At 58.6% G+C, this 14,355-nt stretch carries 16 protein-coding genes; 12 read left to right on the top strand and 4 right to left on the bottom strand.

Going from position 1 to position 14,355, the window contains the following annotated elements; all coding sequences use genetic code 11:
- Window positions 1-191 precede the first annotated feature (191 nt).
- Both AC1U7K_RS09770 and AC1U7K_RS09775 read right to left on the bottom strand, forming a co-directional pair.
- Window positions 192-1,118: a cation:proton antiporter domain-containing protein gene (locus AC1U7K_RS09770; RefSeq protein ID WP_480251014.1), complete on the bottom strand. Its 927-nt coding sequence runs from the start codon at window positions 1,116-1,118 to the stop codon at window positions 192-194.
- Window positions 1,115-1,366: a cation:proton antiporter domain-containing protein gene (locus AC1U7K_RS09775; protein WP_480251015.1), complete on the bottom strand. Its 252-nt coding sequence runs from the start codon at window positions 1,364-1,366 to the stop codon at window positions 1,115-1,117. The genes AC1U7K_RS09770 and AC1U7K_RS09775 overlap by 4 nt, the downstream gene beginning before the upstream one ends.
- Before the next feature lie 264 nt (window positions 1,367-1,630).
- On the opposite strand from AC1U7K_RS09775, the gene AC1U7K_RS09780 reads away from it, so the two are divergent.
- The 10 genes from AC1U7K_RS09780 (at window position 1,631) to rnk (ending at window position 8,293) form a co-directional block, all read left to right on the top strand.
- On the top strand, window positions 1,631-2,485 hold the full coding sequence (locus tag AC1U7K_RS09780; RefSeq protein WP_480251016.1) for a universal stress protein: 855 nt from the start codon (window positions 1,631-1,633) through the stop codon (window positions 2,483-2,485).
- 275 nt (window positions 2,486-2,760) lie between these two features.
- Window positions 2,761-3,126, top strand: a complete 366-nt coding sequence (locus tag AC1U7K_RS09785) for a hypothetical protein (protein WP_480251018.1) — start codon at window positions 2,761-2,763, stop codon at window positions 3,124-3,126.
- 125 nt (window positions 3,127-3,251) lie between these two features.
- On the top strand, window positions 3,252-4,232 hold the full coding sequence (locus tag AC1U7K_RS09790; protein ID WP_480251020.1) for a universal stress protein: 981 nt from the start codon (window positions 3,252-3,254) through the stop codon (window positions 4,230-4,232).
- A complete protein-coding gene (locus AC1U7K_RS09795) occupies window positions 4,229-4,660 on the top strand; it encodes a cupredoxin domain-containing protein (protein ID WP_480251021.1) in 432 nt (143 codons plus the stop codon). The genes AC1U7K_RS09790 and AC1U7K_RS09795 overlap by 4 nt, the downstream gene beginning before the upstream one ends.
- A gap of 886 nt (window positions 4,661-5,546) precedes the next feature.
- Entirely contained in the window at window positions 5,547-5,705 is a 159-nt protein-coding gene (locus AC1U7K_RS09800; protein WP_480251022.1) for a hypothetical protein, read from the top strand.
- Window positions 5,706-5,922: 217 nt separating this feature from the next.
- Window positions 5,923-6,123, top strand: coding sequence for a hypothetical protein (locus tag AC1U7K_RS09805; RefSeq protein ID WP_480251023.1), 201 nt, complete (start codon window positions 5,923-5,925; stop codon window positions 6,121-6,123).
- Window positions 6,120-6,263: a cupredoxin domain-containing protein gene (locus AC1U7K_RS09810; RefSeq protein ID WP_480251024.1), complete on the top strand. Its 144-nt coding sequence runs from the start codon at window positions 6,120-6,122 to the stop codon at window positions 6,261-6,263. Before AC1U7K_RS09805 ends, AC1U7K_RS09810 begins: the two co-directional genes overlap by 4 nt.
- A 29-nt stretch (window positions 6,264-6,292) precedes the next feature.
- Entirely contained in the window at window positions 6,293-6,613 is a 321-nt protein-coding gene (locus AC1U7K_RS09815) for a hypothetical protein (protein ID WP_480251026.1), read from the top strand.
- A gap of 220 nt (window positions 6,614-6,833) precedes the next feature.
- Window positions 6,834-7,760: a hypothetical protein gene (locus AC1U7K_RS09820; RefSeq protein ID WP_480251028.1), complete on the top strand. Its 927-nt coding sequence runs from the start codon at window positions 6,834-6,836 to the stop codon at window positions 7,758-7,760.
- Window positions 7,761-7,876: 116 nt separating this feature from the next.
- A complete protein-coding gene (gene rnk, locus AC1U7K_RS09825) occupies window positions 7,877-8,293 on the top strand; it encodes a nucleoside diphosphate kinase regulator (protein ID WP_480251029.1) in 417 nt (138 codons plus the stop codon).
- A 723-nt stretch (window positions 8,294-9,016) separates the two neighbouring features.
- On the opposite strand, the gene AC1U7K_RS09830 is transcribed toward rnk, so the two are convergent.
- Window positions 9,017-11,143: a response regulator gene (locus AC1U7K_RS09830; RefSeq protein WP_480251030.1), complete on the bottom strand. Its 2,127-nt coding sequence runs from the start codon at window positions 11,141-11,143 to the stop codon at window positions 9,017-9,019.
- 123 nt (window positions 11,144-11,266) lie between these two features.
- Window positions 11,267-12,139: a lipase family protein gene (locus AC1U7K_RS09835; RefSeq protein ID WP_480251031.1), complete on the bottom strand. Its 873-nt coding sequence runs from the start codon at window positions 12,137-12,139 to the stop codon at window positions 11,267-11,269.
- A 551-nt stretch (window positions 12,140-12,690) separates the two neighbouring features.
- On the opposite strand from AC1U7K_RS09835, the gene AC1U7K_RS09840 reads away from it, so the two are divergent.
- Both AC1U7K_RS09840 and AC1U7K_RS09845 read left to right on the top strand, forming a co-directional pair.
- Window positions 12,691-13,128 (top strand): hypothetical protein, encoded by a 438-nt coding sequence (locus AC1U7K_RS09840; protein ID WP_480251033.1) that lies wholly within the window; start codon window positions 12,691-12,693, stop codon window positions 13,126-13,128.
- Window positions 13,129-13,271: 143 nt separating this feature from the next.
- Window positions 13,272-13,991 (top strand): hypothetical protein, encoded by a 720-nt coding sequence (locus AC1U7K_RS09845; RefSeq protein WP_480251034.1) that lies wholly within the window; start codon window positions 13,272-13,274, stop codon window positions 13,989-13,991.
- The last annotated feature ends 364 nt before the right edge of the window (window positions 13,992-14,355 follow it).

Genomic DNA, 14,355 nt, shown 5'->3' on the forward strand with positions numbered 1-14,355 from the left:
ACGCCAAGAACCTACAAAAGCGGCTACCGCGGAAGAGAGTGCTTTACTCGCAGAGTCAGGCCAGGGAGAAGATGATGCCTCGCAAATATGGATCAGTATTTTTAGACCTGTATTTGTCGCTCCTCCTGCTCGGGATGGGTGTGCTGTTTCTTCTCGCGGCAATCCAGGTGCTGTCACTCGGACCGACCTGATCAAGGCGACGCTGCATTGCGCCCGTTCATCCAGGCCGGTACAGCATGCATGAGAAAGGCGTTCAGCAAAATCGTCAACAGCGACGCCGCCAACGTAGCACCATACACGTCGGCTCCCACGAGCCCCGCATCCCGAGCGACTTTGACGAGCACATAGGAAAATTCGCCGATCTGCGTCAATCCGACGCCAACGAGCACGGCGGTGGCGAGCGAATAGCGAAACAGGCGGACCACTGCCGTCCAGACGAGAAATTTGCCGAGCACGACCAATCCCACGATGGTCCCGAGCAACGACAAGTTGGACACCAACGCGCGTGGATTGATCAGTGCGCCGATCGTGACGAAGAATAGAGCGGCGAAGGCGTCTCGAAACGGCAGGACATAGGTCAAGGTCTCATGCCCGTGCTCGGAGTCACTCACGATGAGCCCCGCGAGGAATGCACCCAACGCGAGCGATAATCCGAGCGATTGCGTGATGGCGGCCGTGGCGAATCCCAGCGCGAGGGCGACCAGCACATGCAATTCTTGGCTCCGCGTTTTGGCGACCCGGGCCATCAGCGGCGGCACGAGCTTCGCGGCAATCACGATCACTGGAACGAGGATGAGCAGCGCTTTGCCGAATGCCGCCACAATGCTGAAGATTCGACTCTGGCTCAAGTCGGCAAGCGTGGGGAGCAGCACCACCATGATGACGAAGACCAGATCGTCGACCAGCGTGATGCCGATCATCGCGCGTCCGTGGGGGGAATGAAGCTCGTCGCGGCGCAGCAGCAGATGGGACAGCACCATCGTACTGGCGAGCGACACCACCGCCCCGATGCTGATGCTTTGGGCGGCAGGCCATCCCATCAGTAGGCCGGTGACCACGGCCAATCCGATGATGATGAAAATTCCGAGCGGCCCGCCGAGCAGCGAGACCCACTTCACTCCAGAAGATCCTTGATCGAAAACTCCATGCCGATTGAGTACATCAGGAGGATGACGCCGATTTCGGCGAACAATTCCAGGCCATGAACTTCTGACAGCGTTGGGCCCGGTGTAAACGGACCAATGACGATGCCGCCCAGCACGTAGCCGAGAATCAGCGGCTGGCGAAATCTCCAGGCCACCACGCCGCCGAACAATGCGGCGGTAAAGACATAGGCCAAATCACGAAACAGGATTGAATCTGCCATTGCCTCTCCGGTCTCGAACTTTGAATGAAGGCGCTCGGCTCGATCTTCGTTCTCGACTTCGCGCTGTCCACGTACGGCGGCTTTCCGTGCGACGCATGATGCTTCATCAAGGCGTGCACTCCTCCGCCGTGACGCTTCTGAAACTTGCTACTTATAGCACACCATGTTCGCGCGCAAGCGCCGGTTCCGTCTCTCACACTGATCAGTTGTGCAAGGCGTACAGAAACTCTATAAAAGGTGAGCGATCGGAGCCTTGGGGGGATCATGCAGATTCTTGCCGCCACTGACTTCTCGACGCGATCACAGCGAGCCGTCCGACGCGCAGGCCTCCTCGCGCGAGAGCTGACTTGTACACTCACGCTTCTCCATGTCGTGGATGACGATCAGCCGAGAGAACTGGTCGAACTCGAAAGACGTGAAGCCGAACGATTGCTGAGCGAGCAGATCGCGACTATGGCGGAATTGAGTGGTGTCCGCGCGCGTCCAGTCGTTCTGGCTGCCGACCCATTCGAAGGCATACTCCAGGCGGCGGCGACAAGCAGCGCAGATCTCATCGTCATGGGTTCCCCGCGCAGGCAGCTCTTGCGGGACGTGTTCATCGGAACGACGGTGGAGCGCGTGATTCGCCTCGGGGTCTCATCCGTCCTCATGGTGAACACGCCCGCCGACCAGCGGTACCAGACCGTCGCCGTTGCCGTCGATGTGTCCGAGCCGACCATCAACGCCCTCAGGACAGCCGAAACGTTCCGGTTCGTCGATGAAGCGCGCTGTATGCTCATCCACGCCTTCATCGCGTTGGGCAAAGCACAAATGATGTCGGTTGGCGTCGCGGACGACCAGATAGAACAGTACATTGCCAGTCAGCAGGCGCGTGCAAGGGACGAACTCTTAGCCTTCTTGGCCGACAATGGGTTTCACAATGGCCAGTGGTCGGTGCGCGTCGACGAGGGCAAACCCTTTGATGTGATCTCCCGTGCGGTGCGCGAGCTCCGCGCCGATCTATTGCTTATTGGAACTCGCGGCCGGTCTGGAATCAGCCGTGTCCTTTTAGGGAGTGTGACAGAAGAGGCGTTGCGATGCCTCGACATTGATGTGCTGGCTGTTCCTCCGAGCCGGTAATACCGCGACGGTCATCTCCGGCTCGGCTTCCCTCCTGCATCGTGTCCATCAACACTTGTGGGAAAGCCCGGCACCTGACGCAGATCTAATGAACACGTCATGCCGTCGCCGGACTCAACCGACGCGAATTGAGCCATATCCAGATTGTTTCAGGCGGATGAAGGACTCTTCATCGTTCCTTCGTGTTCCGATCATGGCTCACCGTTAAGATGAGGGTTGAACCAAATCAATGAGGTCGGGAACTGAGCCGTAGCAGGGGAAAGGAGGCAGGAACGATGACCACGATGGGTGAAAAGGTTCACATCCGCATCACGCTGAAGGATCGCAATCAGGGGCGGGCGTGGGTTCCCTATGAGACGCTGATCGGTCACACCATTCGCAACCGACCGATCATCGGACGCCTCTGGCAACACGTGGCCTGCACCGAAGAATTCGCAAGCAAGGGAGAGGCCATTGCCGAGGCGACGCGACGAGCCCGGATGAGAATCTTGGAGCTGTTCGGCCATGTCGAGGAATCGGACATGGAATGGGAAGTGATTCACGATCGGCGGTTATGCCCTGAGACGTGGTCACAGAACGACCGCTCAAACACGAGAGTGACAGAGCCAATTCCGTCCGGCACGGCGAGGTCAGACGATTAACCACGGGGTCCATAGAAACAGCCGACTACCGGTCGTCGGTACGCTGGAGTATGGAAGAACACCGCAAGCCCGCATGTCGATGTCTGCTGGCGTATGAATCCGTGTTGCGATCCTAAGGAGGTCTCATGAGCAGGCAGTTGATGAGCCATATTGTCTTCGCGACGGACTTCTCGGACGCCGCACGGCACGCACAGGAGTCTGCCGTCATGTTGGCGAAGGCGTATGAGGCCACCCTTCATGTCGTGCATGTGCCGGAAAGCCCGTTGTGGCTCGGCTCGAATGCGGCGACGATCGTGTATCTCGAGCAGGCCCAAAAAGACGGCGAGCGACAACTGGCGGACCTCGAGCAGCAATTGGCGCGGCGCGGTCTGACCCGCGTCGACGTTCGCCAGCCGATCGGCATGCCGAGTGAGCAGATCACCAAAGCGGCCCAAGAAATTGGCGCGGAGCTGGTCGTCGTGGGGACACGCGGGCGAACCGACTTGGAAACGATCCTGCTCGGCAGTACCGCAGAACGAGTGATCAAGGCAGCTCCGTGCCCGGTGTTAGCGGTTCCCGCAATCGCTGATCGTACTCAGGATGAGACCGGGGACCGAGCCATCCGGCATATTCTGGCCCCGTTGGATTTTTCGAGCCCCTCGCTGGATGCCGCGGAGTATGCGTTGCAACTGGCCAACGATTTCGGCGCCAAGACCACGCTGCTTCATGTCCTGGAGCCTCTGTACTACGGCGCCGAACTCGGGCTGGTCGAAGCCAAGTGGGAGACGTGGGTGCACTGGCGGACACAACTCGAGGAACTGGCCTCACTCGTCAAATCTTTTGGCTTGTCGGCTACGACGCTGCTTCGTGGGGGCGTTCCGGCTGATTCGATCGTGGCGTCAGCCACGGAGCAGCGCTGCGATCTCATCGTGATGGGCACGCACGGGCGGCGAGGCTGGTCGCGTCTGCGCGTCGGGAGTGTCGCCGAAGCCGTGCTTCGACAGGCGCCCTGTCCCGTGCTCACGGTGAAGAGTCCGAAGTTTGAGCCCGGCCATCGGCGCCTGTTACCGCTGGCTGTGGAATCAAGGGAAACCGAACAGAGCCTTCAACAGAAAGGACACCCATGAACCGGCGCGTGACTTCGATGATCACGAAATGGAACCGGCACTATCTGGTTGCCGTGCTTGTTGCGGTGGCGCTGGTCACGCAGGTCGAGGCGCAGACCGAGCAACGGGTCGACGTGACGATTCGCAACTTTACCTTCATTGCGACCCAGGCTCCGTTGCTCCTGAACATGCCGGCCGTGATAGCCATCCGGAATGAAGACGGCGAACGGCACAATTTCGACTCGGCGGTCTTTCAAGGGATCTTGACGGAGGTCGAAACCGGCGGAGTGACGACCTACGGCCGCGGGATCGGCGGGCTCTTCATCGACCCGCAGGGCCAGGCGGTGATGCGGTTCACGGTGAAGCGCCCGGGTCGCTACGAATTTCGGTGCACGATTCATCCGAACATGTCCGGTGAGTTGCTGCTGCTGAATATCCAAGCGGTCTAACGCCGGCTCGTCGCCCGCTTTCGGGTCTTTCAAGGATAGTGGCATGGCTCAGAGAGGCGCGGCTGTATCCAGCGTTCCCTTCATATCGCCTGCTGACGACAAAACTCAGTAAGAACCAACGAATCGACATCAGGCGAAAGTTGGGGAGGACGCTGGGAAACTTTGGACCGTCCATCCTTACATCCGATTCCGTCGGCGTCGGCTGTTATCATGTCGACCTTCATCGGCGGGCGGGGTACCTGGACCTGGGCTGCTGGCCGTTTCAAATCCCGCTCGGAGCGTTGATACGATTCGCGTTGACAATCTCTTGCCGGCAAGAACCTTCGCGTGGCGCACACCACGAACGACGCGTTTAGCTGCATCCGGTCGAATGGAATGTGGGCGAGGCGGCGGGCGGCTTGTCGGTGTGTTGTCTCGATCGGGACGTGCTTCCGTGGACCGTACGAACTTGCCTCACACTACTCAGCGAGTTTCAAACGCGGCTCTGAGGACACGGAGTGATCGGGGCTGCCCCTCGCTGACTCCTCTGTAAGAGAAGGAGACCCAGATCGGGCTGCACTCATGCGTGACGATTCCGACTGTTAGGGCTGGTTTCCGCGGCGGTATAGCGGAACGGCCTCATGAAGGAAGTTTCATCATTTATTCACGGCCCATTCATGTGACACGGCTACCCTCAGTGTGAGGCCAACAACGCGATACGGAGGAGCCGTGATGGATGGTCTAGTGGGTCTGATCTTGTGGATTACTTATGTTCTGATGACCGTGTTCATGATGTACCGTGATGGCAGATCTTCTGTCATCCCGCCTTTGCGGGACTCCATGAGGAACGCTTCATGATTCCTGTGCCGCTGCTTCATCCTGCGGTTCGCGCGGCACCAGACTGTATATGGACGTCGCGTATGCGAGCCTGGAGGAAGCGGTCAACGCCGCCACGGACCGGGCACGTGCGATCATCACTGCGCATGGGATGAAGGGCGGACCTCGTGCCGATCGAGTGATCGTGGATCCGCAAGTCGCGATGATCGAGGCATCGCTGGTCAACTAACGCCGCGGTCGGGGGACGATGGGCTCGCGATTAGGAAAGGAGGCGCATCGTGTACGTGATGCTAGGCTTAGCAGGGTTGACGGCGGTTCTCTGGGCGTTCGTGTTGTGGATCGCCTTTAGCGACGATGGGCTCGCACCGTGAGGGGTCGGCGCACGGACGACACCCCAAACCGTCCGAAGCATGACCAGGAATGAATGGAGAGGGAGGACGTCTGAAATGAATTGGGTGGTCGCAATTCTGGTATCGGCCATCGTCACAGCGGTTCCGGCGGCGGCGTCTGTGGCGCCGTTCGCCATTATCTTGGACAGTTGGTCTCCCTATTATCAGCCCGCGATTGCCATTGTCGCAGCCGGGACACCGATTGAGTGGATGAATCCAACTGCATCACCGCACACGATTCGGCATGATGGCGCGTGACCGGTGAAGAGTGCGCGTTCGACTCAGGGCCGGTGGCGCCGGACCAGGTCTATCGGCTGCCGGATGTTCCACCCGGGCGGTATGCCTATCACTGCGAGCTGCACCCGCTCATGCGCGGGGTGCTGTTGATTATCGAGTGAGAGAGAGCTGAAGGCGCAGAGGACAAGGAATGAAAACTCGAACGATCATCAGTAAACCGGCAGGTGGACGCTCCGAGGCGCGGGTTGCCGCATCGGCCTTCTCCCACCGGCGCTCGCATGTCAGTGCGATGCCCCGCGAGGTCGCTGCATCGCACGTGCCCGCATGTGACGACGAGTTCACAATCGTACGGCCGAGGGAGCCGATTCCGATCGAACGCACGCTCAATGGCCGTCATCTCATGCTGCATGTCGGCAGAACGGCGGTCGTGCTCATACCTTCGCAAGCCCGCCGGCTGGCGTACTCGCTTTTGCTTGAGGCTGAAACGGACCGCCACCGGGTCTCACGGTAGGCCTAAGACTGCCTAGCGTCATAGCGTGAGACAGGAGGCAGCGCCGGTGTGCCCGTAGGTGAGGACTTCCGCCGCGCTGCCCAGGACGCCATACAAACAAGTGACGGGATGCCGCGCCTTCTTGCGAGAGTCAAGAGGCAGCCGAGTTGCGTTGTACAGGCAAGCTGCTCGCTCACAGCCGGCTTATCGATCGGGCAACTGAAAAACACGGAGGATACCAATGACTCTACTAAACAGAACAGCCAGCCTCTGGCCGCTTGGCCTCGTCGCGCTCAGCCTGATGTTCGTCCATCCGGCATTGTCCGACCAAGGACATTCGAAAGCGGGCACGCACATGAAGGTGAGCGGCGTCGTGTCTCAAATCAGGTCCGACTTGATGATCATTAAGACGCCGTGGGGCCAGATCACGGTCAAATCCGCCGACGGCCTGAAAGACGTGCAGGTGGGCGAAGAAGTCGAAATGTGGGTCAATGAGAATAACAGCGTGATCGACGTGCATCGAAAGGGCGACCCGCACGCGATCCATCGCTACATCACCGGCACGCTGACGTATAGCTCGAAAGATCGGAGTAGCATTCGGCTGCACACGCCGGACGGTGAGCGAGATTTCCCGGTCGAACGCGGGAAGTCACGCCTGTCCACCATCGAGGAAGGGACGCCGATCACCGTAGAAGTCAATGAGGCGGGAAAGGTCATCGACATTCACCGCATGACCGTGGAGTTCGTACTGGATCACGCGCCGACGACCAAACCCGGGTACCACATCACGATGAACGGGGTGGTGACGGACATTCAATCGGGCGTCGTCTTCGTCAAGACACCGGCTGCCCGGTACACGATCAGCCAGAAGAGCGTCCCATCCGATCTCAAAATCGGTGACGAACTTACGCTTTGGGTGAATCCGAACAACATCGTGGTCGATCATCATCGAAAGGGCCATGAGGTCGCCCACCGGCTCATCACCGGGAAGCTGATCTACACCGGCAAGACGAAGAACGAGATCAAACTGTGGACGCCGGAGGGCGAGCAGACCTTTCCGTTGGAGCGGCTGGAGATCAAGACCAAACCGATCGAGGAGGGCGCGACGGTGACGGTCGAGCTGAATGAAGAGGGTGCGGTGATCGCCTTGCGGAAGGCCGAAGGGTAACCTGCGGAGGCAGAGGGCTGTCCCTCTGCCTCCCATTATCGTCGTGTGGCGAGTTGGAACGCCGACGGTTAGTCTCGGGCTCCGAGGTAACCGGTCGACGAACAGGTGGAGAAGGTATGGAACTGCGTGACATTTATATTACCGACTATGATCTGGCGCGCTTGAAGGAGTTGGTCCAAGTGCGGATGGACGCGAGCGAACGGGACCGTGAGTCGCTCGACCTGCTCCAGCACGAATTGGACCGGGCGCATATTGTCGAGCCGACCGCGGTTCCGTGTGATGTGGTGACGATGAACTCGCACGTTCGACTCACGGATATCGAGACGAGCGAAACGCTCGAGTACAGCGTCGTCTTTCCGTCCGATGCGAACGTGCAGCAACGAAAAATTTCCGTCTTGGCGCCGATCGGGACGGCGTTGCTCGGCTACCGCGTCGGCGATACGGTCGAATGGCCGGTGCCGGGAGGCACGAGACGGCTCCGAATCGAGGAGGTTCTGTACCAACCCGAAGCGGCCGGCGATTACTGGCGGTAAGGACGATTGTCCAGGTGCAAGGGACGCCTAGGATCCCGGCGGGGAATCGACAGGTCCTCTCCGCGACGACTGAAGTGTGCCCTTCAGCTTATCGAACAGGAGATGTCGCTTTTTGCGACAGGCGTCGATTCGTCGGACAGAGCTGACCAGGACCTTCAAGTCTATAGAGCAATCATGCCGACGCTTCATCCTCTCGATACGAGTACTATCGGAACCGGGCTAGCGCGGCGCTCCAGAAAATAGGACTGCCTTAGATGGCACGGCAGCCGAATTTCCCGCGTGAACGGGGTATGATGAAACATGACTGACATCTGGCAGGGTCTGAGCGACGGGATCGCGATTGCGATGCTTCTTATCGTTGTGGCGGTCTTCGTACGAATGTTCATCGACGGGCGTGTCAGGCCACGATAATCCCTCTCCGGGCCGGTTGGCTTCATCCATTTTGTAAATCCAGGCCCGTTCATTGAAGTAAACGGGGACGATTCGTCCGTATAGCAGAATCCAGTGAATCGTCGCACCCGCTATTCGATCGCGGTGTTCCTGAAGTGGACCGCGTATCGCGCTGAACGCAGACGAAATAACCGTTCACCTGGCTGTTGTAGCGATGCCGATGTACCGGAGCATGCGTCCCACTTGCCGGTGTCGTTCCATCCGACGCCACGGTGAATGCGGAAGGACCGCCCCGTCCCATTTTCGGATGCAGTCTCTGAAGGGGGAGTGTGGTTACCGGTTTGGAGGAAGGAGGGCGCGACGCCCTTCGCGATACCCCTTGCGGATTAATTGAACAAGGACCGTCGCCTCATTTTTGGCCACATACGCCCAGGCGCCCGCCTCGGCCATCGCTCGAGCGATATGCGCCTCTTCATGCATCGACAACCCGATGACGACGGTGTCGGGATACTCTACGCGAATGGCTCGCGTCGCCTCCACACCGTTAAGTTTTGGCATATTGACATCCATGATGACGACATCGGGACGGGCCAGACGGGTGGCTTGGACCGCCGCTTCGCCATCTGCGGCCTCGGCCACAACCATCATGTCGTCGTGCTCTTCAATGATCCGACGGAGCCCTTCGCGCAAGATGGCATGATCGTCGGCGAGTAAAATACGAATGGTGTAGGAGGACGGCTCTTCTCGCCTCGTGAGGGCTTGTGCCGACATTGTGGCGGCTGACGGCAGCGTGGTTAGCGGGAAACCGTGGAGGGGGATGGTCACCTTGGCCAGAGTGCCTTCACCAACGACGGAGGTCAGTTCGAGTCGGCCGCCGAGGAGGGTCAGGCGTTCACGGATACTGAACAGGCCGAAGCCACCTTGTTCAGAAGGAGGGCGGACGGTCGAGACGTCGAACTCACGGCCAAAATCTTGGACGCACACCTCAAGAAAGCCGTTGGTCCGGCGGAGCGACACGGCGGCATCTACAGACCGGCTGTGTTTGAGCACGTTGACGAGGAGTTCTTGGACCGTTTGGTAGAGCACGCGCAGTCGCTCCTCTTCGAGCGGCTTGGGCCGCCCATCATCCTGAATCTGAACCTTAAGGCCCAGCCGTTCCATCTTTTTAGCCACCCACTCGATCGCCACGAGCAGATCATCCTCACCGCCCAGGAGCGGGGGGCGCAAATCTGTGACGAACGTCCGCGTGAAGCGGAGTGCTTCATCGATCAACTCTTTCACTTGCGCTAACCCAGGCGCCCAGGCACCGGGGAGCATGGAGAATTTCAGATTGGCCAGCGCGAGGATCTGTCCCAGCCCATCATGGAGTTCAGTCGCCAGGCGTTGTCGCTCGCGGCTCTCGGTCCGGCTAAGCTCGGCGGTGAGCGCTTGTAATTGTTCTCGAGAGGCAGCGAGCATATGCGCCCGTTGCTCCAGCTCGTAATGGGCCGTGCGAAGCGCCCGTTGGCTGCGGCGAAGATGTGTGGTGGTCCACGCGAGAAGCCCCAGGAGGGGCAGCATGATCCCAACGCCGGCGAAGCCGACGAGCCGGGTGACTCGGGTAATGGGAGCCAGTACCGCGTCGCGGGGGGAACTGACGAGGATGGTCCAATCAAGACCACGAAATCCCTGATAGCCATGGGTGTGGGCATAGCCGGTAATGACCGATCCTCTGGGTGCCGCTGAATGCTCTTCCACATAACCCGGGTTCCAGGACGAGTGAAGTGCCTGAATGGAGGGGCGATCGGTCAACCTCACCAGGCTCGGTTGCCCTAACAAGGAATCCATGAGCACATCCCCGTGTTCGTTCACGACCGTGTACTGCAGGTCGCCACTCAGGGCCGGCTGCAAGTGCTGACTCGCCCCTTCGATGAGAGCTTGAATATCTTCCCGTCCGACCAGGGCGACCACCACCCCGCGGAATCGGCCGTCGGCATCATGAATCGGGGAGGCAAACGTGATCGCCGCCCCGCCATTGAGTTCGTCATGCGGCCGCATGTCCTCTACGGTGAGCCGCCGTCTCTGCGCGGCGTGAAACCAGCTTTCATTGGAGCGGTCTTGGTGTAAGGTGGCCGGATCAGTGGACGCAATCACCCGTCCACGTTCGTCTGCGACTCCGATCCAGAGATAGGCGGGATGACTTTGCTGGATGGACGTGACGTAGGCAGAGAAAAAGGGACGCTGCTCCCATTGATGGCGGATGACCCGCGTGATGAGCCGGAGGTCGGCATACCGCTCGAAGAGCAAGCGATCGAGTTTGTCCGCGGTATGGCTGGCTTCGAGAGCCAGGCTTTGCCCGGAGCGTTCAATGAGATCATGTTTGAGATACTCGAGGACGACGAGACCGGTGAGAGCCGCGATGGTGACGAGGGCCGTGAGCAGCAGCAGAAGGCGGCGATGAGGGTCGCTGAACAATCCCATAATCGAGCCTTTCACCTTAGCATCTGGGGAAGAAAAAAGACCAGGGGCGCTGCATTGCGTAAGCGGGCAGAGAAGAGAAGGGGAAGGTGTTGAACTTATCCGCCGGATGCTAAAAAAAGGGAACTAGCGACTGGGGGGCGCGGGAGGAATTTTCTGGCCGACGCGCCTCACATACGTCGACATGAAATGCTCCGGCAAGTCCTGGATGCTCACGTTTTTCAAGTTATTCCAGAACGACAGGACCGAGAGCCGTTGGGCCTGATGCGCGGCGTAATAATGGTAGTTGGGACCCTCCTCAAGCACAACCTCCGGCCCGATGTGCACATACGGACCTTCATCCAGCACGGCAAAGACCTCTAATGGAGGCAGCAACGGGACTAGATCCTTGTCGTTAATGAATCGCAGCAACGGAAGGCTCTGATATTTTCGAGCGCCATCACGGTTCGTGACTTTCGGTTGTCCAAAGGTCATCGCCGGCCCGAGCTTGAAACCATCCTCCTTCAGCAACATCAGAACGATGACGGCTGCACCACCGCCAAGGCTGTGTCCGGAAATTCGCGTTTCGTAATCAGTTTTCAATAAGGGCTTGGCAAACTGGTACACCTCCAAGGCCGAATCTGCGAAACCCTTGTGGAGGGGAATCTGCAGGCGACTCTCCACAACCTTGTTGTAATCGACATCCAACCGCATATTCACGAGGTTCGACGTGCCGCGCACCACAATCCATTGCACTTTCCTGGTCTCATCCTGCTCCACGTATGCCTTGATGCCGGAAGAAAGAGGAGGGCTGACACTGACGCGGACACTAGTCCCGCTCTGCTGACCGATGATGGAATCCGGCTCGTACGCCAGATTGGCTCGTTGCGCGTACTGCAGTGCCTGGGCAAAGTCGACTGGCGTTGAAGGGACTGAGGGGATCGGTGTCTTCCCGCAAGAGGAAAGGCCGATGATCAGTGCGAATACACCGAACACGACCGCAGAGTCAATTGTCGGCACATGATTGCTCGACCTCAACGGATTCGCTCCTTGAGCAAAGATGATATAGACCGTAACGCTCTTCTATCTTGGTGCACCAGACAAGTCAATTCCTATGTGAGGCGCCGGTGTGCGGGACGGGATGCCGCGTTCCTCTTGCCCCATCGACGTCTACGTCCCGGCATGTCGCTCTTGGACTGCGACTCGATCCGATCGCGGGGATGGATACCGATTCGGGGTTCGTTATCTCTGTGCAAAATTTCAAAACCTACTCGATCCATGAGGATCCGCCTGATAGTCCCTCGCCCCCTCTTAATTGGTTGCTTCCCGGCTAAGCGACCGTGCCCTAGTATGTCTCCGTAGGATTGGCCTGGCTTGCGCGGCTGCACATGAGGGAGTACAGGACCACAATCATCACCGCTAAAGGTTTGAAAATGCCAAGCGGGTTCAGAAGGCGAGGGCCGTCTCATCGCATGAGAAAGGTGGTTGATGGCCTGTTCTTTTAGAGTTAAGCCGAAAACACGGCGAGGGTACGAATGTGGTCGCACGTCTAGACCGAAAGGGGGTTGGAGGTGAAGAAGAACTTCAGCGATGTATGCGTTTCTGGGGCAATTGGTTTGATCGTCTGTGTCAGTATCAGCCTCGCGTCCGTCTCCTTTGCTGAAGCGAAGAAGGCCGCGCCAGTGGATAAAACCGGCTTGGACGTTCTCTGCAAAGCCGACGGCGGAGTGTATTTTCCGCCCAGTAAGAGCGGCATTTCGGTGTGCGCGTTTAAAGATGGACAGGTGCTGGTATGCGACAGCAAAAAGGATAAATGCTCTGCCTCTATCAAAAAAGCGGATTCAAAAGATGATGAAAAGGTCACGATCGCTGAAGGGGCCATGACGTTGAGAATGCTCAAGACCCTGGATGATAAGGTCAACACGCTCACCGCACAGATTCAGTTTCTCACGGAGACATTGAAGGCTCAAGAGCGAGAGGGCAGGAAAGAGCCGTTCTCTTCCCCTTAGTTGGTTGGGTAAGCTGCCGCGCCGACCATCGATAGCCCCGAACACGTACAAATCCAATGGTATCAATCCCGTCGTAGTTTCATCATGGAACGGTGCACACTGGTGGTATCAGTCGCTTCTTCCATTGCAGAAGGAGATCGTCTATGCCACCCATCATTTCACGACGATGGCAGTCGGCGGTACTGCTCTTTGGAGGCATCGTGCTCCTATGCGCTTGCACCAATCGGGAGTTCACGCGGACTCCGCGTACGGGCACGGAGCAACTCCTGTTGAGCCACGCCATTCGGCAGAGCGTCGTACGTCTGGAGCCGCCTTCGACGCTCCCACTGCGAGTGGCCGTTGATGTGGTGGGCTACATCGGAGAGCGGCAATGGCTCCAGCCGGCATTCTTCAACGATCCCATGATCGAGACCAATACGACGACCAGCGGGCCGCCGGCAGGGACCGGCTCGAATGTATCGGCCATTCGACCGGCCGGGGCGGATCTCGCGATGCTGCGCGCTTTTGTAGAAGGGCGGTTAGGCGAGTTGGGCTATACGGTCGTGGAGCGGCGGGAAGATGCCGATCTGTGGATTCGTGTGATCGCACTGGCGCTGGGCACCGATCAAGGTCAGAACTTCTTTGGCCTCCCGGCGATTCAAAGTAGCGTCATTCCGTTTGCTACTCCAGCCTTAGTCCTCTACGAGGCGCAACGCCAAATTGCCTCGGTGCGGTACTTGCTGCACGTGTATGAGGCGCGGACTGGAAAATGGGTCAAGGCGAGCGGCTGGTATGAGGGCTCGGCCTATTACAATCAATACACCCTGTTCTTCTTCATCAACTTTCATGGCACGGATATAGCGGACCTGCCGAAACTTCGATAAGGGGATCGAAAGACAGTCCGCCCGCCGGTACCCCAGCCTTCCAGATCACGATTAGGAGGGGAATAAACGATCGGCTCAGCGAGGCCTGCCAGGGGCTCTGATGACCACGATTCCGTGGTGGCAAAGGCATTATTTACGAGTTCTATCCTTCCCGACCTCTCTTGCACCCGTAGTAATACGGTAACGTCCACGATATCTCCCGTGATGGCGCTCCGTCTGTCGTGCTTTTTATGATAGTGCACGGACGTGCGCGCGTGCTCATCTTTAGCCATTGGCCGCAAAGAACATCGCACCCTCCGTGCAACTCTCGGACGGCATCCGGCTTGCTGAGAGATAGCAGGTGATACGGACAATAGGACGGTGA

The organism is Nitrospira sp. Vd2, from assembly GCF_979581665.1.

Excerpts from the sequence above, each read along its gene's own strand:
- AC1U7K_RS09805 (WP_480251023.1), top strand. The coding sequence starts at position 5,923 with ATGAATTGGGTGGTCGCAATTCTGGTATCGGCCATCGTCACAGCGGTT.
- AC1U7K_RS09845 (WP_480251034.1), top strand. The coding sequence starts at position 13,272 with ATGCCACCCATCATTTCACGACGATGGCAGTCGGCGGTACTGCTCTTT.
- rnk (WP_480251029.1), top strand. The coding sequence starts at position 7,877 with ATGGAACTGCGTGACATTTATATTACCGACTATGATCTGGCGCGCTTG.
- AC1U7K_RS09785 (WP_480251018.1), top strand. The coding sequence starts at position 2,761 with ATGACCACGATGGGTGAAAAGGTTCACATCCGCATCACGCTGAAGGAT.
- AC1U7K_RS09775 (WP_480251015.1), bottom strand. The coding sequence starts at position 1,366 with ATGGCAGATTCAATCCTGTTTCGTGATTTGGCCTATGTCTTTACCGCC.
- AC1U7K_RS09795 (WP_480251021.1), top strand. The coding sequence starts at position 4,229 with ATGAACCGGCGCGTGACTTCGATGATCACGAAATGGAACCGGCACTAT.
- AC1U7K_RS09790 (WP_480251020.1), top strand. The coding sequence starts at position 3,252 with ATGAGCAGGCAGTTGATGAGCCATATTGTCTTCGCGACGGACTTCTCG.
- AC1U7K_RS09830 (WP_480251030.1), bottom strand. The coding sequence starts at position 11,143 with ATGGGATTGTTCAGCGACCCTCATCGCCGCCTTCTGCTGCTGCTCACG.
- AC1U7K_RS09815 (WP_480251026.1), top strand. The coding sequence starts at position 6,293 with ATGAAAACTCGAACGATCATCAGTAAACCGGCAGGTGGACGCTCCGAG.
- AC1U7K_RS09800 (WP_480251022.1), top strand. The coding sequence starts at position 5,547 with ATGGACGTCGCGTATGCGAGCCTGGAGGAAGCGGTCAACGCCGCCACG.
- AC1U7K_RS09820 (WP_480251028.1), top strand. The coding sequence starts at position 6,834 with ATGACTCTACTAAACAGAACAGCCAGCCTCTGGCCGCTTGGCCTCGTC.
- AC1U7K_RS09780 (WP_480251016.1), top strand. The coding sequence starts at position 1,631 with ATGCAGATTCTTGCCGCCACTGACTTCTCGACGCGATCACAGCGAGCC.